Source organism: Rothia aeria (assembly GCF_016726365.1).
Taxonomy (GTDB): domain Bacteria; phylum Actinomycetota; class Actinomycetes; order Actinomycetales; family Micrococcaceae; genus Rothia; species Rothia aeria.
The window spans coordinates 860,727-881,675 of sequence record NZ_CP068102.1 but is presented as its reverse complement, the minus strand read 5'-3'; the positions used below and the strand labels follow the sequence as shown (position 1 = coordinate 881,675).

The following is a 20,949-nucleotide window of genomic DNA, read 5'->3' as shown; positions in this document are numbered from 1 at the left end:
ATTCGCTGTCCCTTACAAACCCGACAATAGTCTGCTTGACGGTACATTGGCACAGATGAGCGTGCTTTGTTGAACTCTCGCTGTGCTTTGAGCGATTTTTCTACCCACGTTCCCACTGGGCGGATTAGCAGGGAAGAAAGGGCCGGGCTCGAGCTGCGCATCGTGGGTCTGCCTGAAGACATGATTCCTCTCGGCATCGTGCTGGTCGCCGCCTCAGAAAGGCCCTCGACCTCACAGGTTTTTGGTGAACTAGATGAAGGTCGTGCCGCTGGGCGTTATCCTGAAGATGATACACTTATAATGCCTTCGGGCTTATTACACACACTCACTCAAAATGAGGCTCCTATTGCACATCTGCACAAGATTGGCTGGTAGCTGTGTGACGATCTGCAAGCACCAGCTGTGACTCTGTCTCCAGATCTTCAGATCCTTTTAACAAGGGATACTGAGAATATTGTTGAAATATTGTCTCTGGTTCAGGGCCTACTATGGCTATCCTTGTTGAGGACGCACCCACAGCTGATGAGCTCGCCGCAGCACTTCGCCGCCGCGGACGTTTTGCTATAGCAACTCAGACCCCAGCGGAGATTGCAGAGGAGCTTCCCTATAGTACATAAGGATATAGGTCACTATGAAAATGCTGTCAGTACTAGCAGAGCCGTTCACCCGGTACCAAGGGGAAATCTATCTTACAGATAGGACATTACAAAGTTTGGCGGAAACGACCAAACATATGGAGCTGTTAGTGACCTCCTCACAAGGGGTACAAGAATATGACAGCCCTACGCTTCCTCGTAACCTGGATAAGGTAAGTGATTACCTTCCAAGCAACTCTATTTACCTTGAATTACCTACTTCCGGTTTAATAGAAAAATTATCTCCTGATATTATTAGCACTTTAGGAACTCCGAGTGTAAAACCAATTGAAGCTCAGAATATTCCTGTATGCTACAGTATCGAATTTACCTCAAAAACTCGTTTAGACGCATATTATTCACAGCCAAATATCAGTCTTATTAATAAAGCTCGAATTTATGTTGGGGAGAAGCGGCAAAATAAAAAATTTAAACAGCTTATTTATAACGCATCAGGAATAGAGATTAATGGTGACGGTGCATATAAAGAATATGGTTCCATTAACCCGCGTACTATTCGATATTACGATCACCGTATATATCAACATGATCTAGATAGCGTTCAGATATCTATGCAACCTAAGAACGGTGCAGGGATTACAGTAGCGTTCTCAGGGCGATGGACTGCTATTAAAGGGACTGATCTTTTTCTGGAGATCGCAGCACAGACACACGCTCTGAACCCTGATATACAATTCGTTATTATGGGCGACGGCGAATACCGTGATCTGGTACAAGAATACCAGTACCCAAACCTGCTGAATTTAGGATTTATAAAATTTGACCCTGAGTGGAAAAAATATGTACGTGATTATGTAGATATAATGCTCTTGCCGCACCGCCAGGGTGACCCATCCTGCACATACTTTGAAAGCTTAGGGATGGGGGTCCCGGTTGCAGGATTCTCCAACGATACTCTCACTCCTTTGGTAAAACGGGGAGTGGGCTGGGAATTTTCACGTTTTGACGTATCCGCCGCTGCTCAGAAAATAGTTGAGTTAAACCGTGATTACGCCCAAGTTACCCAACGAGCTTTACAAGCACATAAATTTATGTCAGATAAAAGTTTCGAAAAAACTAACCGCATGCGTGCAGAGCACATGATGAATGTGGCTCGAGGGTAAATATATTTTGTATGACAGATAATTCATATATATAGGCGTCAGCTCATGGCCATATAGAAGTATGAAAGTGACGAAAATGTTGCTGAACTTAATCCAAGATACAAGGAATGCTTTTGCTGGGCGCTACCTTTTAGTGCCACTGTTCAGGAGCTCATAGAGTCACCATTGAGTGTATTCGTGGACACCTTCCTTAGTCTGGCAAAAAGCCCTTGATGTAAATAAAGTGTTGGAAAACTTGCTTTATTCGTATAAAGAGCCTTTATAGTCAGGGGAGCGGGCTATCCGAGGAGTTCCGAGAGCTCCAGCCAGCGCATCTCAAGCTCGTCGATCTCATCCTGAAGCGCCTGCTGTTTTTGCCCCAGGTCGGCAAGCCCGGCGTAATCGGCAGGGTCGTGCATGCTCATCTGCTCAGAGAGCTTACTCTGCTCCTCGCCCAATTTTCCGAGGCGACGCTCGATTGCGGCGGATTCCTTCTGTGCTGCGCGTGCCTGAGCCCCCGATATTTTCGGTGTGCTCTTGGGGTCAGGGTTCGTTGGTTCAGCCTGACCGCCAGAAACCGAAGAATCATTCTTTTTTATTGGGACAGATGCACCGCCCGTAATACCGGCGGCAGAACCGCCCTGACCCGCTGCAGAAAGCGCCAAATACTCGTCTACTCCACCGGGCAGATGCCGGAAGGAGCCGTCGATCACCGCATACTGCTGATCGGTCACACGCTCCATGAGGTAACGGTCGTGAGAAACCACCAGCAGGGTGCCGGGCCAGGTATCGAGCAGGTCTTCCATTGCCGCCAGCATATCGGTATCAAGGTCGTTGGAAGGTTCGTCCAGAATCAGTACATTCGGCTCGTCCAAGAGAATGAGCATGAGCTGCAGTCGTCGCTTCTGCCCACCCGACAGATCCTTCACCGGGGTAGAAAGCTGTGCGCTCGTAAAACCTAGCCGTTCCAACATCTGCGACGGTGACATCTCTTTACCGTCGGCAATATAGCTGCGCTTCTTGCGGCCGATCACATCAGACACGCGGTCGTTCTCAACCTCTTTCAGCTCATCCAGCTGCTGGGTGAGAGTGGCAACCTTGACGGTCTTACCGCGTTTCACACGCCCCTCGGTCGGTTCCAAAGAGCCGGTGACCAAGGCAAGCAAGGTTGATTTTCCGGCACCATTCACGCCCAAAATACCGGTGCGCTCACCCGGCGCAATCCGCCAAGTTACGCGACGCAGCACCTCACGTTTGCCGTCGGGCAGCGAAGAATCCTCAAAGGTGACCGAGACGTTCTCAAGATCCACCACGTCCTTACCCAAACGGGAAACCGCCATCTGCTTGAGTTCCACGGTATTACGTACCGGCGGGACATCGGCAATCAGCGCATTCGCCGCATCAATACGGAACTTCGGCTTCGAGGTGCGCGCCGGGGCACCGCGACGCAGCCACGCCAGCTCTTTGCGCATCAGGTTCTGGCGCTTTGCCTCCGCGGCGGCCGCCTGCCGATCGCGCTCCACACGCTGCAGAACGTAAGCCGCATACCCGCCTTCAAAAGGTTCCACGATATTATCGTGAACCTCCCAGGTGTCGGTACTGACTTCATCGAGAAACCAGCGGTCGTGAGTGACCACCAGCAGACCGCCCGCGTTCTTGCTCCAGCGGCTTTTCAGATGATGCGCAAGCCAGGTAATTGCCTGCACGTCCAGGTGGTTGGTGGGCTCATCCAGCATGAGCACATCCCATTCCTGTATCAGCAGAGCAGCCAGCGCCACGCGGCGACGCTGCCCACCCGAGAGCGAAGAAACCGGCGCATCCCAGGGCAGATCAGACACCAAACCCGCAATAACATCACGAATACGCGGCTGCGAGGCCCACTCATACTCCGGAGTATCGCCCACCAGGGCATAACCGACCGTGTGAGAATCGTCGAGAACATCGGACTGATCCAGATACCCGATGCGCGTGCCGCCGCGCGCCGTCACGCGCCCGGAGTCCGGCTCAAGACGCCCCGCCAGAATCTTCATGAGCGTGGATTTACCGTCGCCGTTACGGCCCACAATGCCGATACGGTCGCCCTCATTAATGCCGACGGTCACCCCCTCGAAAATAGTGCGGGTAGGGAACTGAAGGTGCAGCGCTTCGCCGCCAAGTAAATGTGCCACGTATCCAGGGTACCGCCACCAGCGGCTGAACGTATCCACCCCTGCACATAAGAGCACACACCAGCCTGCTATCTCTAGGACCGGTGGGGGCTGATACGTCCCGTGTTGGGATGCGACGAGTAAAGGTATTTTTGCTACACTTATGAGTGCCCCTGTCCCAGGCCGTAAACACGGTAACAGCGGGGGAAGATTCCGCCATGGTGTAATGGCAGCACACCGGCCTTTGGAGCCGTTTGTCTAGGTTCGAATCCTAGTGGCGGAGCGCAAAGCTAACACGTCGATTCAGCAGCGGCGCGTGGGCGGCAAACACCCCGTAAAGGAGTTAAATTAGGTGAACGCAGAGCTTGAGGGTTCCGAACATAAGGTACCGTCCGCGGTGATCGTCCTAGCAGCGGGTGCTGGTACCCGCATGAAATCCGCAACTCCCAAGGTGATGCACAGCATTGGTGGGCGCTCCATGGTGGAGCACGCCGTTGCTGCCGCCCGAGACCTCACCCCCGAACGTCTCGCTGTTGTGGTACGCCACCAGCGCGATAAAGTCGCTGAGCATGTACTCGCCTTCGACGAGCACGTCACCATCGTAGACCAAGACGACATCCCCGGAACCGGGCGGGCTGTTGAAGTGGGGCTGCTCGCACTCGATCAGCAGAGCCTTGTGGAGGGCACCGTGCTCGTCACCTACGGGGACGTGCCCCTGCTGCGGCCCGAAACCCTCCGCGAACTCATCACATTCCATGAAACCGACTCTAACGCCGTCACCGTACTCACCACCCATGTGGATGACCCCGGTGCCTATGGTCGTATTGTGCGCAACCAAGCTGGTGAGGTAACCTCCATCGTCGAAGCGAAAGACGCCACTGACGAAGAGCTCGCCATCGACGAAATTAACTCCGGTATTTACGCTTTTGACGCCACCGTACTGCGTCAAGCCCTCGCGGAAGTAACCACCAATAACGCCCAAGGTGAGAAGTACATTACCGATGTGCTCGCTATTGCCCGTTCCAAAGGGTACCGCACCTCGGCGCTCGCTATTGAGGACCGCTGGGAAGTTGAAGGCGCCAACGACCGGGTACAGCTCGCTCAGCTGGGCCGGAAACTCAATACGCGCATCCTTGAAGCACATATGCGTAACGGGGTGAGCATCATAGACCCGCAGAGCACCTGGATAGATGTGACCGTCACCCTTGAGAACGACGTGACCATCCTACCCGGGACCCAGCTGCACGGCGCCACTAACGTAGCCACCGGTGCGGTTATCGGCCCCGACACCACCCTCACCGACGTCACCGTGAAAGAAAACGCCACCGTCACTCGTGCGCACGGGCAGGGAGCCATAATTGGTACAGGAGCCACGGTAGGCCCGTTCGCATACCTACGCCCCGGCACCGTACTCGGTGAGGACTCGAAACTTGGCACGTTCTGTGAAGCGAAAAACTCCCAGATTGGTGACGGGGCGAAAGTACCGCACCTAACCTATGTGGGGGATGCAGAAATCGGCGACGGAGCGAACATCGGCGCCGGGTCTGTTTTCGCAAATTACAACGGGGTCACCAAGAACCGCACTGTTATTGGTGCGCACGCCCGTATGGGGTCCGGCGGTATCTACGTTGCCCCCGTGACCGTAGGCGATGGAGCCTACTCCGGTGCAGGCGCGCTTATCCGCAAGGACGTTCCAGCAGGTGCGCTCGCAATCTCTGAATTTTCCCAGCGCAATATCGAGGGCTGGGTGCTTAAAAACCGTGAGGGAACCGAACCGGCAGCGGCCGCGCAAGCCGCCAACGGGGCAGGGGATCACTGACAAGAAAGCGAAAAACCATGAGTCACGAGATTACCAATCCGGGTGTGCGTAAACTTGCGGTGGTTTCCGGGCGTGCGCACCCCAAACTCGCGGAAGAAATCGCCGCAGAGCTAGGACACCCGCTGCTACCAACCTCCGCGTACACATTTGCTAACGGCGAGACGTACGTACGGTTTGAAGAGTCGGTGCGCGGTGCCGACGCCTTCGTCATCCAATCCCACCCGGCCCCCATTAACGAGTGGCTCATGGAGCAGATCATTATGATTGATGCGCTCAAACGCGCCTCAGCCCGCTCCGTTACCGTGGTGTCACCCTTCTACCCGTATGCTCGCCAGGACAAGAAGCACCGGGGGCGTGAGCCGATCTCGGCCCGACTGATCGCTGACCTGTACAAGACCGCTGGTGCTGACCGCCTCATGTGTGTGGACCTGCATACCTCCCAAATTCAGGGGTTCTTCGACGGGCCGCTGGATCACCTATTCGCCATTCCTGTGCTCGCTGAGTACATTAAGAGCCGCGTGGAAAACCCCGAGAATGTGACCGTTGTTTCCCCCGACACCGGTCGTGTTCGGGTAGCCGAGCACTGGGCCACCCTGCTCGGTGGCGCGCCGCTGGCATTCGTGCACAAAACCCGTGACATTAACGTGCCTAACCAGGCGGTTTCAAAGACCGTGGTGGGTGAGATTGAGGGGCGCTCCTGCGTACTGATTGACGACATGATCGACACCGGCGGAACCATCGCCGGGGCGGTCAACGTGCTTAAAGAAAAAGGCGCTAAAGAGGTCATTATCGCCGCGACCCACCCGGTATTCTCCGGGCCCGCCGTTGAACGGCTATCTGGGTGCGGCGCATCCGAAGTGGTAGTCACGAACACCCTGCCCGTGCCGGACGATAAACGGTTTGAGAACCTCACCGTACTGTCTATCGCCCCGCTTGTGGCGCGAGCCATCCGGGAGGTCTTCGACGAAGGGTCAGTGACCAATATTTTCAACGACCACGCCTAAGATCCAGGCTGTGAAAAAGCCGCTGGCCCTGAAAGATCGAGGCTAGCGGCTTTATCCAAAAGGGACGTCCCGTGCACCACCGGAATAGGGGTACACGGGACGTCCTTATTGCTGTATTAAAAGCCTTGGGTTACACGCGGGCCCGTACCAGCCACGGCAGAATCACCTGAAGCGACTGCTCCACCTCATCCACCGCAACGCGGCAGGCTGTGCGTCCCCGCCGGTACGGGTCAGCGATGCTGTCGGTATCGTGCGCCGCCTCAGTGTAGCCGTAAATAAACGAGATCGGCTCGGCACGGCGGCTGGCTTTCTCCCGGATACGCGCCACCTGCTTCATCAGGTGCACCTTCGTGTGGTACTGCGGCCATTCCCGCAGAATCCAGTCCGCGTGATCCTGCTCAGCCACCAGCAGCAAGGTGGCCCGCTCAATCATGTCAGCGGTAAGCTGCTTGGCCCGGAATTGTGAAGGGTTATACCCGCGCCCTTCAAGTTCGTTGCCAATGTACTTATAAATAGGGGAGCCAGCCAGAGCTGCTGTCCCTGCACTGGTAAACACCCAGTTATCCTCCAGCCCGTATTGTGAAGCGAGAGACTGCGCGATCACTTCGGCGCTGGCGCTGCGTGCTACATTGCCGGTGCACACGAACACGGCCTCAAGAGGGCCAGCGCCCTGTGCCGGTGCCGAGACCCGGTTCTTCGCCTCACCCACGGACTCAGGGGATAAGCTGAACGACGCGGTGGTCACCTTACGGGGCTCCTGCTGGTCGGCGTCCTTCTCCTGAATGGGGGGCACCGGGGTAGCATCAGCAGGCTCAGACTCAGCCTCAGCGGTGGTTTTGGTTTTTTCGGTTGCCGCTTTCTGCGCCGCTCGTTGAGCTTCCAGAGCCTCCCGAACGTGGATAGGGGCCAGCTCAACGGTTTCTTCTCCCGCGAGCATGTCGTACTCACGCTCTTGTGATGAGAGCTGAGGCACTCCGGTCTGCTGCTGATGGGCTGCCGCAGGCTGAGCATGCTGGCCTGGGAAATCCTGCCGGGCAGCGGAACTGTCAGCGGTTTCGGGCACATCTAAACCGTAGACGCCACGCACCAGCGCTGGATCGGGTGTATCGGTATCGTCCTTCTGACCTGCGTGTCGATTATTGGGACTGGAGGTCGCAGATGCGGTGGGGGAGGGGACGCCACGGGCGGGAGCGTCCAGGTTCTCCCCGGCTTCCTGAGGAACGTCCATCCCGTATACCCCCTGCACCAGGGTGACTTTTTCCGGGGTCTCCCCGTCTGAGGCTGCTGTGGGAGTCTCAGGCGCTTTGGAGGGTATCTGTGAGGTGTAATGATTAGTCGCCATCTCAGAAGTCATCACGTGCGGGGCCCGATGAGGTGCAGCCTCCTGACCAGCGGCTTTGGCTTTAGACGCTGTATCGTCGGGAAGATCAACAGAGTCGGTATCTGTTGGGGGAACATCCAACCCGTACGCACTAGGCACCAGAACCACCCGCTTATCGGGTTCACCATCTTCGGTGGATGGTTCGGAGGATACTATGGCGCCCAGTACGGGGGCATCGTCACCAGCAGCCGGTGCCTGATGCTGGGAATCACCCTGAGTTTTCTGAGCATTATCCTTCGAAGAAGTCTTGCGTGGGGGCTGGGGTTCGTCTGAGCTATGGTGCTGATTCTCGGACACAACATGGGCTGGGGCATCTGCAGGCTCATCCTGCGGGGCAGGCTCTTGGGCGGCGGTGGTGTTATGGTCAGCTGCGGTGGGTACGGGGGCGGTATCACCCGTAGGTTTAACAGTCACCACCTCAATGAGGTCGGTACCAGCGGCGGTGCTTTGCTCCAGCAGGGTCTGCACATCCTCCCCGACCCTTTTCTTCGGGTTCTTCGGATCCTGCGGAGGACGATCAGGCGACGTCTCCTGGTGGAAACTTGAATCACGGATCGCTGCCAGGCGCGACACGCCGCTTTTAATAGTTGGGTCCTGCTCGTTCGCCGAGGGCTCTTGCCCCTGCCGCTTCTGGGTAGACTCAGTCGGCCCATTAGACAGATACCTGTCTTTGAGCGATTTAATGTTGAAAATTCCCATGTTTGAGCCTTCCTGACCTTCCCGCGCCGGAAGTAGTGACCTTTAAGCTGATGTGTCCATCCTTTATTCTACCCACTTTACAGGGTAAACCGTGATAGTTTCGCGTACACCTTTGATGAAGAGCAACCTCACGTTTACCGTCGAAGGGCCGGGGCAAGACTCAGATACCAGCCTCCGCCTGTAACGGGGGCCTGCGTGGTAGAATCTTACACTGTCTACTATCTGTAGTTACCCGGTGCGGTATCTGTTGCGCCGTATTTTGAAAGCACATTCATGAAAATCCTCTCAGCTCTACGAACTGAACTTGGGCAACTCAGTTACTCGTTTAAGGCCCGCATCTCGGCAGAATTCTGTGGAATGTTCGCTGCAGGAGCACCCCTCAGAAGCCTTGACCGACCCCAGAACTATCTGAGGGGAGCGTCGTCATGAAAGAGGCTTACCATAAACTGAGAGTCTTCTTCCCCGGTAAGAAATTTAACCTACTGATCCTTAACCTGGTGGGTCTTTTTACAGTTTCTCTTTTCGAGATGCTGGGGGTAGCTGCAGTGCTGCCGATTGTGAACCTCGCTATGGGCGCCCCCATTGAGGGTTACCTGAAGCAAGTTGCAGAGCTTTTTGGTAATCCCGACCGCACCGCCCTCATTATTATCTTCGGTGTGGTGCTTGTGCTGGCGTTCATCCTTAAAGGAGCATTCTCGCTCATTATTAAACGCTGGAGCCTGGGGTTTGTCGCAACACAGCAGAGTACCACTTCGGTTAATCTACTGAACCGGTATATGCGTGAACCTTATCTTGCCCACCGTAAACGGGGAACTGCAAATATATTAGTTTCTGTTAATGATTATGCGCATCAGGCTTACGCCGCTTTTGTTAATGGGGTCATCAATTTCATTGGTGAACTGCTCTCTATAACAGTGCTTATGGTGATGCTTATCGCCATTATGCCCATTCCTGCGCTACTCGCTTTTTCGTACTTTGGGCTGGTCTCGTACGGTCTGCAGCATGTACTTCGCAAGAAAAACCGAGAACAAGGCGTGATTGTGGTGGAAGCAACCCGAGGCGCAGCCAGCGCTACCATTGACGCTGTCGACGGGTTTCGGGAAATTCGCATGCATAACGTCACCGACCGGTACCTGTATCGCTACCAGACCAAACGCATGGATGCGGTGAACGCTAGCATGCGCAGCACCTTTTTGCAGGACTTCCCCAAGTACTCCCTTGAGATTATTTTCATTATCGGCATTGCCGGACTACTCGCTTTTATGAGTATCACTTCGGGTGCCCAGAGCGCCCCCTACCTTCTTCTCTTCTGCGGTGCATGTATCCGTATTCTGCCCAGCTACGTTCGAATGGTCGCATCTTTGGGTAATGTTCGGGCGGGGGAGAAAGCCAGCAATGAACTTTTGCGGGAGATCTCTGAACTGGATGAACAAGGACGTAAACTACAGATGCCACCTGCTCCTGTGGCCCCTAAGAACCCCGAGTACATTAATAAGACTATTGCGCCTGTGCGCATCCAGCTGGAGAACCTCACGTTCAGCTACCCAGACAGTGATTCGCCGGTGCTAAAAAATATTAACCTGGATATCCCCATGGGCACCTCCATGGCATTCGTCGGTGGCTCCGGCTCCGGGAAAACAACCCTCATAGACTTAATCCTGGGCCTCTTCGCCCCGTCAAGCGGGCGGGTTCTGCGCAACGGTGAGCCGGTGCAGGACGATCTGCCGGGGTGGTTTCAGAGTATCGGATATGTGCCGCAGGATGTTTTTATTGCGGACTCAACGGTTCTTGAGGCGGTCGCATTTGGCCTTGAACCACACGAGATTGATGAGGAACGGGTGCGTTACTGCCTAGAGATTGCAGAGCTCACCGAAGTGGTGGAATCCCTGGACGAGGGGATTATGACCATGATCGGGCACAACGCGGTGCGACTCTCAGGAGGGCAGCGCCAGCGTTTAGGTATTGCCCGCGCCCTTTACCGCAACCCCAGTGTGCTCATTATGGACGAGGCAACCAGCGCCCTTGATAATGAGACCGAGCACAAGATCACCAAGGCGATTGAGAAGATCTCGAAAGATATTACGGTGATTATTGTGGCGCATCGCCTCTCAACTGTACGCCACGTGGACCAGCTGGTGTACCTATCGCACGGTGAGATCGTAAGCTGCGGCACCTTTACCGAGGTGCAGCAAAAGAACGAAGAATTCGCGAACCTGGTGCGGCTGGGGCAACTGCCTGAATAATCCCAGGGAGCACCACAGGATTAGTTTAAATTACTACACACATACATATCAGTATCTACCTCTCAGCACTCCAACCGGGGCGGTGTACGCCCCAGCAGAAAGCGGGTTTTCGTGTCTCGCACGATGAAAGTATCAGCTGTTATTCCCCACTACGGCGACCCTGCGCCCACGCTCACCCTCATTGAGGCTTTGCGCGCCCAGCAGGGTATTGCCCCAGATGAATTGGAGATTATCGTCTCAGATGATCAGTCTCCTGTGCCTTTCCCCGATACCAAGGGTGTGCGCGTGGTGCGCCGTGAAACTAACGGCGGGTTCGGCAGCGCCGTAAATTCTGGTGTTGCCGTGGCTACCGGGAAATGGTTGTTTATTCTCAATAGCGACCTGTCTATTACGGATACGTTCGTGGCCGATATGCTCTCACATATTGAGCACCGCACCCCGGCCCTGGCCAGCCCCCAGGTGGTGGGGCATGACGGTAAGCAACAGTGGGTTGCCCGCAAATTCCCCACCACCGCCCATATCGCTTGGGAATGGTTCACACCGCTGGCCCGCTTTAAACCCTCCGGCTGGTGGCACAGGGGAGTGGGGCATGATGTTGCCGCCTGCACGTCTCAAAACACTGTGGAAACCGACTGGGTGATAGGTGCCGCCATGGTGGTTCCCCGCGACATTTACAACCGGGTTGGCGGCATGGATGAACGCTTCTATATGAACAGCGAAGAGGTGGATTTCCAACGCCGGCTAGCTGAGGCTGGTGTGCCTCGCCTCCTCGTACCCCAGGTTCGGGTAGAGCATGAAGGCGGAGGCTCATCGCCCTCGGCACGCCGCCGCCAGTGGCTCACCACCGCACGGTTCACCTATGCCGATAAGTGGGGGGATAAAGCCACGCTCGGACGCACTCTTAAAGCCACCAGCTACGCTAACTTTCTGGTTAACACTGTGCGGGCTGCCCGGAATAAAGAGGTGAATGCGCAACGCACACTGCGTGAAGAGCTTGCATACGTCAAACGCGGCGAAAACGGCGAGAATTAGAGCTTTTGCGGTACGTTTCATGAAAGAAAGTATGTAGCGACACATCAACCATAAGGTGTGTTGTTCTGAGCTCTCTAGTACACTGTAAGTGCATAGGGCATACTGCGATGACCTAGCATTCACACATTCTTACGACTCCCCGGAGCCGTTATCTCTGCTCAAGCCACGCCAAAGAACCGGCGTACGGTCACAGACATGCTGTGTGGCCACACGCTGGATAGAACACGAATAAACCATATGACTAACCCTAAGCTTCTGCTCCTATCACCAGCTTTCCACGGGTACTGGAAGGCTATTGAATCCTCCTTGGAAATCAGCGGTTACCAGGTGCGCACCCACATCTATGACGCCCCTGGCGGTGTGGGCGCACGTATCCTCAACAAGCTTGCTCATGAGTTGCCTGAGCGGTTCCGCCCTGAATCTCTAGCCGCACAGGCTACAGATAAAGCGATCGCTGTGTTTAATGATTACCGGCCTGATATTGTGCTTGTGATCAAAGGCGACAAACTGGGCAGCCGCTGGTGGCAGGTTCTGGAAGAATCCGGGGTACGCTACGGCACATGGCTTTACGACGAGTTACGCCGTATGGAATATACCGACGACGATCTGCACCGGTTAGGTGCCTTGGCAAGTTACAGCCCGTTAGATGCTGAACATCTGCGGTCTAAAGGGTTTGACGTGCTAGATATGCCTAACGCTTACGACTCTCACTGCCAGGTGACTCCCACCCCAGAAAATGCTATTAGTTTTGTGGGGGCCCGCTACCCTGGGCGGGAACAAACCCTGCGGGAACTGTATGCTGCTGGTCTTCCCGTGCGCGCGTACGGGCGGGCCTGGTCCCGCCATCCGTGGGACATGGCCCGTACCTACCAGTTCAAAGACCCCGGTGTGCCTTCAGCTGGCGATATTGAGCGGTCTGTCGCCTACGGGGTAATGGCATCTTCACCAGCCACCTTGAATATTCATGGGGATCAGGACGGTTTCACCATGCGTACTTTTGAAGCCCCCGGTGTGGGAGCATTACAGATTATCGACCGTCCCGACGTGTCACGCTACTATGAAGTCGGTAAAGAAGTTCTCGTATATGAGAGTGTTGAAGAGCTTATCGATATTTGCACCCGCGTTTTCCGCGACCCGCGGTGGGCGCACGCTATCCGCGAAGCCGGACACCGGCGCACCCTCGCCGAGCACACCTTCGATCAGCGCGTAAAAATTCTGGAGCAGCTATGGGCCTAAACTATCCGCTAGACATTGATGCCTGGGCGGCGTGGCAAAAGAAACAGAACGCCCTGCGCTGGGCTAAAACTGAGGCTGCAGGGTTTTTCCGCAGAAACCGCGGTAATACTCAGCAGGGCCCAGCCAGCGGGCGCCTATACGTTCGAGGCTCCGTGCCGCGCGTATTGATTGTGCTCGACTCGTTCTCACCCACCAGCTGCAGCGCCCTGCTGGAGCCCCTCAAATACCTGAGCATTATCGGGCTGGCCATCTGGTGCCCGAATACTAACGGCACACCTGCCGCACTCGCCGAATACTTAACGGATGAGTGGGAAGAGCGCAGCCTATCCGCCACCGAACTAACCAAAACCCTGCCTGGGGTGCGCATTGTGCTGTCTTTGGGACACTACCTTCAGCTGGGGCGTGCCGCCTACCAGTATGCGCATACTGTTGGTGCAGAATACTGGGTGGTTCAGCACGGGCTGCTCGTGCCTGCTGCGCCGCCCCTGCCTGTGGGATGCACCCTGCTCGCGTTTAGCGACGCAGACGCCGAATTCTGGATGTCCGGACGTCGCGATGTGCGGGCCTTCACCGTCGGTTCCCAGCTGCTCTATAACGCAAACCAGAAAAGCCTTGGTGTACCCGTCGAATCCTCTGGCGCCCCCATTTTCCTGGGGCAGATGCACGGGGCAGAGTTACCGCGCTCATCATACGTTAACGTCTCCTACAGATTCATTAAAAAACACAACGCCATCTACCGGCCGCACCCCAGCGAAACCGATAAGCTCTCAACCCTCACTCATGCGCTGTGGGAGCGCCAGGGCATCCCCATTGACCGTTCCGGGGTGCCCCTGAACGAGCTGCCCAATCCGGTAGTATCGATCTTCTCAACCGGCGTGCTTGAAGCCGCGATTCGCGGTATTCCTGCCTGGGTGTACCACCCGAACCCGCCCGGCTGGCTCGAAGAATTCTGGAACCGTTACGGCATGGGCCGCTGGGGTGAAGACCGCACCCCCGCACCACCGCAACCTGATATTGAGCCAGCTCGCCGCATCGCCGAGCTCATTATTGAACACAGTCTGGAGGCGTAATGCGTATTCTGTGCGTTATTCCCGTGCGCGGCGGATCCAAAGGCATACCGCGTAAAAACCTGCGTGAGATCGCCGGAAAACCGCTGGTCGCGTGGACTATTCTGCAGGCGCTTGCCGCCCGTGACGAGCTGGCGGGGGAGCATGAGCTTCGGGTTGTGGTATCGACTGATGACCAAGAACTCGCCGCTATCGCCCGCCAATACGGTGCCGAGGTTCCGTTTATGCGCCCCGCACATCTTGCTGAAGATACCACCGCCACCGAACCGGTGATCGAGCACGCCATCGACTTCTACACCGGGGAGGGCTGGGCACCGGAGGCGGTCATGCTGCTGCAGGCCACCAGCCCGGTGCGTCTGCCGGGCACTCTCGCGCGGGCGGTACGTCAGTTCGTTGAGAACGGCAAAGACTCAATGGTGGGGGTGATCCCCATGGGGCCGTTCGTGTGGAGATGGTACCCGGATGCTGAACCCACCGCCGAATTTGAGGTGATGGCTCGCCCACGCAGGCAGGAGCTCACGAAAGAAACCTACCGTTACCGGGAGAACGGCTCCATGTATATCACTAAAACCCGTGTGTATACCGAGCATCACAACCGCTTGGCGGGGTATCCTGGAGGTAGCATTGATCTGTTTATTCTCGATGAGATTGAAGGCGTCGATATTGATGCCCCCATCGATTTCTCAGTTGCCGAGCATCAGCTGGCGCAGATTCTAGAATCTTAAAATCTAGCTCACTCAACTCACTCAAACACAACACATCGCAATTTAATAGGAACTACATACCGTGATTATCGAACGCAATATCGCGCCCTATGTGGTCTTCGCTGAAGACCCGATTCTGACTGCGCTTCACAAAATTTCTGCCAACGGTCAGCGCATTATCTTTCTCGTCAACGAATCCGGCATCTTGCGCGGTTCGCTCTCGGATGGGGACTTCAGACGCTGGCTGATCGCCAACCCCACCGCATCCCTAGAGACCAGCGCATTGGCGGCGGCGAATACGAACCCGCAGACCGCCCCCGCCGATAGCGACCCCGAATCTTTGCGCAGCTATTTCGCGCGCGGCATCGAGCATATTCCGCTCATTGACGAACGCGGTCATCTGGTGGCGTTAGCAATGGACGAGCAGAACGTGCTGCGTATTGGAAAGCACACCATCAGCGAGGATGCGCCCGCCTTTATCATCGCCGAGATCGGTAATAACCACCAGGGGAGCGTGGACTTCGCGAAAGAGCTGGTGGACCTCGCGGTGGAATCCGGTGCGGACGCCGTGAAATTCCAGCTGCGCGATCTGGATGCGCTCTACCGCCAGCGCGGCGGCGCCACTGCGGGCGAAGACTTGGGTGTGCAGTACACCCTGGATCTGCTCTCACGGTTCTCGCTGAGTGTTGAGCAGATGTACGAGGTATTCGACCATGTTAAGGAGCATGGTCTGGATATTTTGTGCACTCCCTGGGATGCGCCTTCCGTGCAGGCGCTCGTCGATTACGGTATTGCTGGCATGAAGATCGCTTCCGCAGACCTGACGAACCATGAACTGCTGCGTGATGTTGCATCGCGCGGGCTGCCCATGCTGGTATCCACCGGTATGAGCCGCGAAGAAGAAATCCTGGACTCGGTGAACCTGCTGCGCAAGGCGGGCGCATCCTACGCCCTGCTGCAATGCCAATCCACCTACCCGGCACCCTTCAAAGACGTGAATCTAGCGTATATGGACCGTCTCGCCGAGATCGGCCAATGCCTGGTTGGCTATTCCGGGCATGAACGCGGCTACCATGTGCCCGTGGCCGCTGTTGCGCGCGGTGCGAAGATTATCGAGAAGCATTTCACGACCGATAAAACCCTGGAAGGCAACGATCACACTGTATCGCTGCTGCCCGAAGAGTTCGCGGCGATGGTGCGGCAGATTCGTGACATTGAGGAATCCATCGGCACGGCCGCGCCCCGTGAAGTTTCCACCGGTGAACTGATGAACCGCGTGAACCTGGCCAAGTCGCTGGTTGCGACCCGCAGCATTGCCAAAGGTGAGGTAATCACCGAGGCGGATGTGACCGTCAAGTCACCCGGACGTGGCTTGCAGCCGAACTACCTGCCGCAGCTGCTTGGGCGTACCATCCAACGCGACGTTGAAGAAGGGTCGTTCTTTTTTGAGGGCGATCTGAAGGACGACCTCGTAACTCGCCGCGATTTCACCTTTGAACGCCCCTGGGGTCTGCCGGTACGCTACCACGACTACAAACCTCTGATCGAAGAGGCAACACCGGATTTCCTCGAATTCCACTTCTCTTACAAAGACCTTGATATCAACATTGACGAGGTCTTTGAGAAGAAACTGCCCATGGGCTTCACGACCCACCTGCCCGACCTCTTCGCCGGGGACTTCCTGGTCGATCTGGCCTCCCGCGACCTCGAAGTCTGGGAACGCTCCATCGCCGAGGTGCAGCGCACCATCGACATTACCCGCGATTTGACCCGCTATTTCACGGTGGACGAAGAGCCCGTCATGGTTGTTACGATGGGCGGCTTCACCAAAGATAAGCACATCCCGGCGAGCGCCCGTGCCGCAAAGTACGAGCGCATCGGCGAAGCCCTGGGACGGTTGGATACCGCCGGGGTGCGCCTAGCGGCACAGACTTTGCCGCCCTACCCGTGGCTGATGGGCGGGCAGCAGTACCATAACCTCTTCCTTGATCCGCAGGATACCGCCGAATTTGCGCGCGCCTACGACAGCGCTCTCTGCCTGGACATTTCACACACCATGCTCGCATGCAACTTCCTCAAAATTCCGCTGTCGGAAGCGGTAGCACAGCTGGCGCCGCACTCCATCCACCTGCACCTGGTCGACGGTATCGGCGTAGACGGCGAAGGCGTGCAGGTAGGCGAAGGCGATGTCGATTGGGCTGCGCTGGGCAAGCAGCTGCGCGAGCTGGCGCCGAAAGCATCGTTCATCCCCGAAATCTGGCAGGGGCATATCAATAACGGCGAAGGTTTCTTCACCGCCCTAGACCGCCTCGAAAAGTGGTTGTAGGCCGGTTATGAAGAAGATAAGAACAATTCGGCGCACCCAAGAGCATAACGAAATACTTGATAATAGCTTTATCACCCCCGGACGGTTCCGCGAACTTGATGGGCTGCGCGGAATCGCTGCATTGTCCGTTGTGGCCTACCATTTCGGGTACCCCGCCGTGCAGAACTACCCGCGCATCGCCCCCGCCCCGTACTCTATTCCGCTCGGAGAGCTAGGGGTGCAGCTTTTCTTCATCATCTCGGGGTACGTGATTTTACTGAGCGCTATTAAAAGCGGCTCGGCCCTAAAGTTTGGTATTTCGCGTTTCGCCCGCCTGTACCCAACCTACTGGCTGGCGCTTGCGGTTGCCGCAGCTGTGTACTTTTTCTACGGCAATCCCAGCCGGAATATTACGGTAATTCAGACGCTGATTAATGCGACGATGATACAGCGTTTTATGCTGGTTGATAATGTCGATCAGGTGTATTGGACGCTCGCTATCGAGTTGCAATTCTATCTGCTCATGGGGTTCTATCTGGCTTTGCGGCGCGGAAGAATATATCGCCGTGAGATCACGATCGGTATTTTTTGTTGGACAACCCTAGGGTTGCTTATCTGCTGCGTTTTTCACCCGGAGACGGCCCTGAGCGGTGCCCCCAAAATGCTGGTGTGGGGTGTAGTTGCCGAGCACGCGGCCCTGTTTAGCCTGGGCATGGTGTTCTTTATGTACAGCCATGACCGCAAGTTTACCTGGCTCATGCCGTACTGCGCCGTGATTGCTTCTATCAATGCTTTCCTCATGCACGATAGCGCCCACGGGGTGGGAGTCGCCATCATATGTGCGGTGTTTTTCGCCGTTATTTATGCGCGCCATGTGCCGTTTTTGGCGCGCGGACCTCTGCACGCGCTCGGCACAATATCGTATCCCCTGTATCTGGGCCACGCGATGCTTGGCTATATGCTGATCGATATGTTCTACCCTTGGGCGGGGGCTTGGGGTTCGCGCATTGTGGCTCTCGCACTGGTCCTACTCTGGGCGTGGTGTGTACATACTACAGTCGAGACACGAGTTTCTGCCGCTTTGCGCAACGTTCTAACACGAAAGCTGATGGGCCCATGAGCGCAGCAACCTCGACCGCACTCTGGGTCGTTCCAGTCCCCAACTTCGGGGGAGTGGCGCGGCACACTCTCGATATGGCGCGTGCCGGTATTCCAGGTTATGAGCTGGTGGTGCTCGCCCCTGCGGGGGTGCTCACCGAGCGGCTTAAAGAACTGGGCGTGCGCGTTATAGAAGCTGAGTTCGGTCCACATGCCGGGTTTAAACGCTCATTCACCTCGCTACTACGCGCGATTGAGGACGAAACCCCCGCAATCGTGCACAGTCACCTTGCCTACGCGGATGTTCTTGCCGCAGCAGTGGTGAACTCGCTCAAAATACGGCGAGCATTAAACCGTTCGTTGGTCATCCCTAAACTATTCACGACAGAACACGGCATTGCTGGTGACGACTCCGTGTATCACGGCACCTCGTGGCGCTCTAAACTCATGGAGCAGGTACACCGGGTACGCTTATGGGGTACAGATACAGCAATCGCGGTCTCGGCCTCCACTGCGGAGCAAATGCGCCGCAAATGGGGTGCCCGAACCGTCGAACTCGTATACAATGGTGTGGATATTGATGCGGTTCGCGCGCAGGTTGACGCCTACCGTGTACCCGCTGAACCGGATGCGCCACGCATCCTATCCCTCTCGCGGCTCTCACCCGAGAAAGGGATCGACGTGCTCATTGACGCCTTCGCAAGGCTGCATGAACACTACCCGAAGGCCCGCCTAGAAATCGCCGGTGACGGTGAGCTATCCGCAGCTTTGAAGGAACAGGCACAACGCCTCAGTCTGGGGGACTCAGTCACGTTCAGCGGTTTTATAGACCCTCATCGAGCGATGGGGCGCAGCGATATGGTGGTGCAGCTCTCCGTATGGGAGAACTGCTCTTACACTCTGCTGGACGCCAAATCTGCTGGGCTAAAAGTTGTGGCAACCGCTGTGGGAGGCAACCCCGAGGTCGTCTCTGCTAGGGAACTGGTAGAGCGCTCATCCCCGAACCTGACCGAGCAGGTGTTTAACCGGATGCACGCCCTGCTCTTGGAAGGACCCAGCGAACAGTTTACCTGGCCTAATAATGCAACAATGGCACAACAGACAGCCGCCCTATACACGAACAAGCTACCGCGAGGAGGTACCCGGTGAGCGTCACAAGCTCTAAAGTCGCTAACGGCCAACCCGCATCTGCCGCCGAGCGGATCCAGAACCATCTGGGCCAGGGGACCGAATATCTGCGGCAGGGGGCGGGGAAGATACGTCTTCCCGAGTTTATTATGTTTTTCCTCATGATCTTCGGAGAAGCTGTGCCGGGTGTAGGGCTTCCCTATCACCAAGTTGTCATTATTGTGATTGTGCTATACGCCCTCATTAAACAACCGGTGTACGAGCTGGGAAAATTTCAGAATCTGGCGTTTGCTACCTTTGCGGCGCTGGGGTATTTGGCGTTTGTGTCCCTCACACATGAGTCTAGTTCTGGTGCTTTTGACTGGCAGCGCCGCTTGCTGCGTCTACTATTAGCGACTCTTTTGATCTGGATTATTGCTTCCGGTCGTATCCATATACGTTCGGCGATTGCTGGGTATGTCACTGCCCTATTAGTAAACGTTCCTCTCTATTATGCGGGGCTCACCCCTGATAACTACAAGGGTTATTTGACTGGTCATTTGCTTGATAAGAACGTCTCCGGTCTTGCGTACTGTATTTTTGGTCTTCTTGCCCTCGCTCTCGCGCGCCGCCGGGCCGAGATCATCCTAACGATTATTGTTTTTGCTGCTTTTTTGTGGCTGACAGGCTCTCGCACGTCAATGGCCGCCTTCGCGATGGGGATTATTTGGATTGTACTGGCTAAACGCCTTCCCGCGTGGGGGCGCCTTATCCTCGGCTTGCTCATCTACCTGGCCCTTGGCATTCTCACCGAGGATTATTCACAGTCATCACAGTTTGGGAACCGCGCTGGCAGTGACTGGTTCCGAACCCAAATCGATGCGGCATCTCAAGTAAAAGTAGAAAATACCGGTATTTTCGGCCGCGGTTTAGGCGAGGCCTACGTGTATCTTCAGCATGATAATAAAGTCTGGCTGTTCCATAACTCTTACTGGTCTGCACTGGTGGAAGGCGGCTGGCCCTGGATGCTACTCGTAGTTGGCATCTCCGTTTTTTGTCTGGTGCGTCCTTTCAGTAATGCTTCACAGTGGAGCCGTGATGAGGTCTATATTCAGGGTGCAGGCATTGCTTTGTTGGTTTGCGCCCAACGCCTGGGTGAGGTGTTCTACACCTGGATGTGGGCTGTCTGCGTGGGGTACGCGATCCGGGCCATCATTATTTCACGGGCGGTAGGTACCATTCATGAGCATCCGGGGGATAAAGACGGGATTGACGGGCGTATTCCTCTCACAAAGAAAACGCTTCTTACCTCACCGGCAGCGGGTGCACCAGAGGTTACTCGGTAAAATCAAACAGAAGGGTTCAAGGT

Annotated in this window: 16 protein-coding genes and 1 tRNA gene; 15 read left to right on the top strand and 2 right to left on the bottom strand. The window is 55.9% G+C overall.

What is annotated here, in order from left to right; all coding sequences use genetic code 11:
* Positions 1 to 87: 87 nt before the first annotated feature.
* The 3 genes from I6I94_RS11395 to I6I94_RS03670 all read left to right on the top strand — a co-directional run bounded on the left by I6I94_RS11395 (position 88) and on the right by I6I94_RS03670 (position 1,759).
* Entirely contained in the window at positions 88 to 375 is a 288-nt protein-coding gene (locus tag I6I94_RS11395; protein ID WP_236588927.1) for a hypothetical protein, read from the top strand.
* A 113-nt stretch (positions 376 to 488) separates the two neighbouring features.
* A complete protein-coding gene (locus I6I94_RS11390; protein ID WP_236588926.1) occupies positions 489 to 617 on the top strand; it encodes a cellulose biosynthesis cyclic di-GMP-binding regulatory protein BcsB in 129 nt (42 codons plus the stop codon).
* A 14-nt stretch (positions 618 to 631) separates the two neighbouring features.
* Entirely contained in the window at positions 632 to 1,759 is a 1,128-nt protein-coding gene (locus tag I6I94_RS03670; protein WP_201620892.1) for a glycosyltransferase, read from the top strand.
* A 278-nt stretch (positions 1,760 to 2,037) separates the two neighbouring features.
* Here the strand turns inward: I6I94_RS03670 and I6I94_RS03665 are convergent, their stop codons facing one another.
* A complete protein-coding gene (locus I6I94_RS03665; protein ID WP_201620891.1) occupies positions 2,038 to 3,906 on the bottom strand; it encodes an ABC-F family ATP-binding cassette domain-containing protein in 1,869 nt (622 codons plus the stop codon).
* A 191-nt stretch (positions 3,907 to 4,097) separates the two neighbouring features.
* Between I6I94_RS03665 and I6I94_RS03660 the strand changes: the two genes are divergently transcribed.
* The 3 genes from I6I94_RS03660 (at position 4,098) to I6I94_RS03650 (ending at position 6,708) form a co-directional block, all read left to right on the top strand.
* Positions 4,098 to 4,168, top strand: a tRNA-Gln gene (locus tag I6I94_RS03660).
* A 147-nt stretch (positions 4,169 to 4,315) separates the two neighbouring features.
* Positions 4,316 to 5,704, top strand: a complete 1,389-nt coding sequence (gene glmU, locus I6I94_RS03655; protein WP_236588959.1) for a bifunctional UDP-N-acetylglucosamine diphosphorylase/glucosamine-1-phosphate N-acetyltransferase GlmU — start codon at positions 4,316 to 4,318, stop codon at positions 5,702 to 5,704.
* 17 nt (positions 5,705 to 5,721) lie between these two features.
* Positions 5,722 to 6,708, top strand: coding sequence for a ribose-phosphate diphosphokinase (locus tag I6I94_RS03650; RefSeq protein WP_006888263.1), 987 nt, complete (start codon positions 5,722 to 5,724; stop codon positions 6,706 to 6,708).
* A 130-nt stretch (positions 6,709 to 6,838) separates the two neighbouring features.
* On the opposite strand, the gene I6I94_RS11385 is transcribed toward I6I94_RS03650, so the two are convergent.
* Positions 6,839 to 8,788 (bottom strand): arsenate reductase/protein-tyrosine-phosphatase family protein, encoded by a 1,950-nt coding sequence (locus tag I6I94_RS11385; RefSeq protein ID WP_236588925.1) that lies wholly within the window; start codon positions 8,786 to 8,788, stop codon positions 6,839 to 6,841.
* A gap of 425 nt (positions 8,789 to 9,213) precedes the next feature.
* Here I6I94_RS11385 and I6I94_RS03640 point away from each other — a divergent pair, with 425 nt between their 5' ends.
* From I6I94_RS03640 to I6I94_RS03600, 9 genes are all read left to right on the top strand, one after another.
* On the top strand, positions 9,214 to 11,031 hold the full coding sequence (locus I6I94_RS03640; protein ID WP_201620890.1) for an ABC transporter ATP-binding protein: 1,818 nt from the start codon (positions 9,214 to 9,216) through the stop codon (positions 11,029 to 11,031).
* Positions 11,032 to 11,142: 111 nt separating this feature from the next.
* Positions 11,143 to 12,063 (top strand): glycosyltransferase family 2 protein, encoded by a 921-nt coding sequence (locus I6I94_RS03635; protein ID WP_128087544.1) that lies wholly within the window; start codon positions 11,143 to 11,145, stop codon positions 12,061 to 12,063.
* A 237-nt stretch (positions 12,064 to 12,300) separates the two neighbouring features.
* On the top strand, positions 12,301 to 13,299 hold the full coding sequence (locus tag I6I94_RS03630) for a CgeB family protein (protein ID WP_128087545.1): 999 nt from the start codon (positions 12,301 to 12,303) through the stop codon (positions 13,297 to 13,299).
* Positions 13,290 to 14,369, top strand: coding sequence for an RNA-binding protein (locus I6I94_RS03625; RefSeq protein WP_126499697.1), 1,080 nt, complete (start codon positions 13,290 to 13,292; stop codon positions 14,367 to 14,369). The genes I6I94_RS03630 and I6I94_RS03625 overlap by 10 nt, the downstream gene beginning before the upstream one ends.
* A complete protein-coding gene (locus tag I6I94_RS03620; protein WP_126499698.1) occupies positions 14,369 to 15,091 on the top strand; it encodes an acylneuraminate cytidylyltransferase family protein in 723 nt (240 codons plus the stop codon). The genes I6I94_RS03625 and I6I94_RS03620 overlap by 1 nt, the downstream gene beginning before the upstream one ends.
* Positions 15,092 to 15,152: 61 nt before the next feature.
* Positions 15,153 to 17,396: an N-acetylneuraminate synthase family protein gene (locus tag I6I94_RS03615; RefSeq protein WP_201620889.1), complete on the top strand. Its 2,244-nt coding sequence runs from the start codon at positions 15,153 to 15,155 to the stop codon at positions 17,394 to 17,396.
* Between the two features lie 7 nt (positions 17,397 to 17,403).
* Positions 17,404 to 18,495: an acyltransferase family protein gene (locus tag I6I94_RS03610; RefSeq protein WP_201620888.1), complete on the top strand. Its 1,092-nt coding sequence runs from the start codon at positions 17,404 to 17,406 to the stop codon at positions 18,493 to 18,495.
* Entirely contained in the window at positions 18,492 to 19,622 is a 1,131-nt protein-coding gene (locus I6I94_RS03605; RefSeq protein WP_201620887.1) for a glycosyltransferase, read from the top strand. Before I6I94_RS03610 ends, I6I94_RS03605 begins: the two co-directional genes overlap by 4 nt.
* A complete protein-coding gene (locus I6I94_RS03600; protein ID WP_128087546.1) occupies positions 19,619 to 20,926 on the top strand; it encodes an O-antigen ligase family protein in 1,308 nt (435 codons plus the stop codon). The genes I6I94_RS03605 and I6I94_RS03600 overlap by 4 nt, the downstream gene beginning before the upstream one ends.
* The last annotated feature ends 23 nt before the right edge of the window (positions 20,927 to 20,949 follow it).

Bases quoted from the DNA above. Each gene is read 5' to 3' on its own strand.
- I6I94_RS11385 (WP_236588925.1), bottom strand. From the start codon at position 8,788: ATGGGAATTTTCAACATTAAATCGCTCAAAGACAGGTATCTGTCTAAT.
- I6I94_RS03640 (WP_201620890.1), top strand. From the start codon at position 9,214: ATGAAAGAGGCTTACCATAAACTGAGAGTCTTCTTCCCCGGTAAGAAA.
- I6I94_RS03620 (WP_126499698.1), top strand. From the start codon at position 14,369: ATGCGTATTCTGTGCGTTATTCCCGTGCGCGGCGGATCCAAAGGCATA.
- I6I94_RS03610 (WP_201620888.1), top strand. From the start codon at position 17,404: ATGAAGAAGATAAGAACAATTCGGCGCACCCAAGAGCATAACGAAATA.
- I6I94_RS03670 (WP_201620892.1), top strand. From the start codon at position 632: ATGAAAATGCTGTCAGTACTAGCAGAGCCGTTCACCCGGTACCAAGGG.
- I6I94_RS03650 (WP_006888263.1), top strand. From the start codon at position 5,722: ATGAGTCACGAGATTACCAATCCGGGTGTGCGTAAACTTGCGGTGGTT.
- I6I94_RS11390 (WP_236588926.1), top strand. From the start codon at position 489: ATGGCTATCCTTGTTGAGGACGCACCCACAGCTGATGAGCTCGCCGCA.
- I6I94_RS03630 (WP_128087545.1), top strand. From the start codon at position 12,301: ATGACTAACCCTAAGCTTCTGCTCCTATCACCAGCTTTCCACGGGTAC.
- glmU (WP_236588959.1), top strand. From the start codon at position 4,316: ATGAAATCCGCAACTCCCAAGGTGATGCACAGCATTGGTGGGCGCTCC.
- I6I94_RS03625 (WP_126499697.1), top strand. From the start codon at position 13,290: ATGGGCCTAAACTATCCGCTAGACATTGATGCCTGGGCGGCGTGGCAA.
- I6I94_RS03605 (WP_201620887.1), top strand. From the start codon at position 18,492: ATGAGCGCAGCAACCTCGACCGCACTCTGGGTCGTTCCAGTCCCCAAC.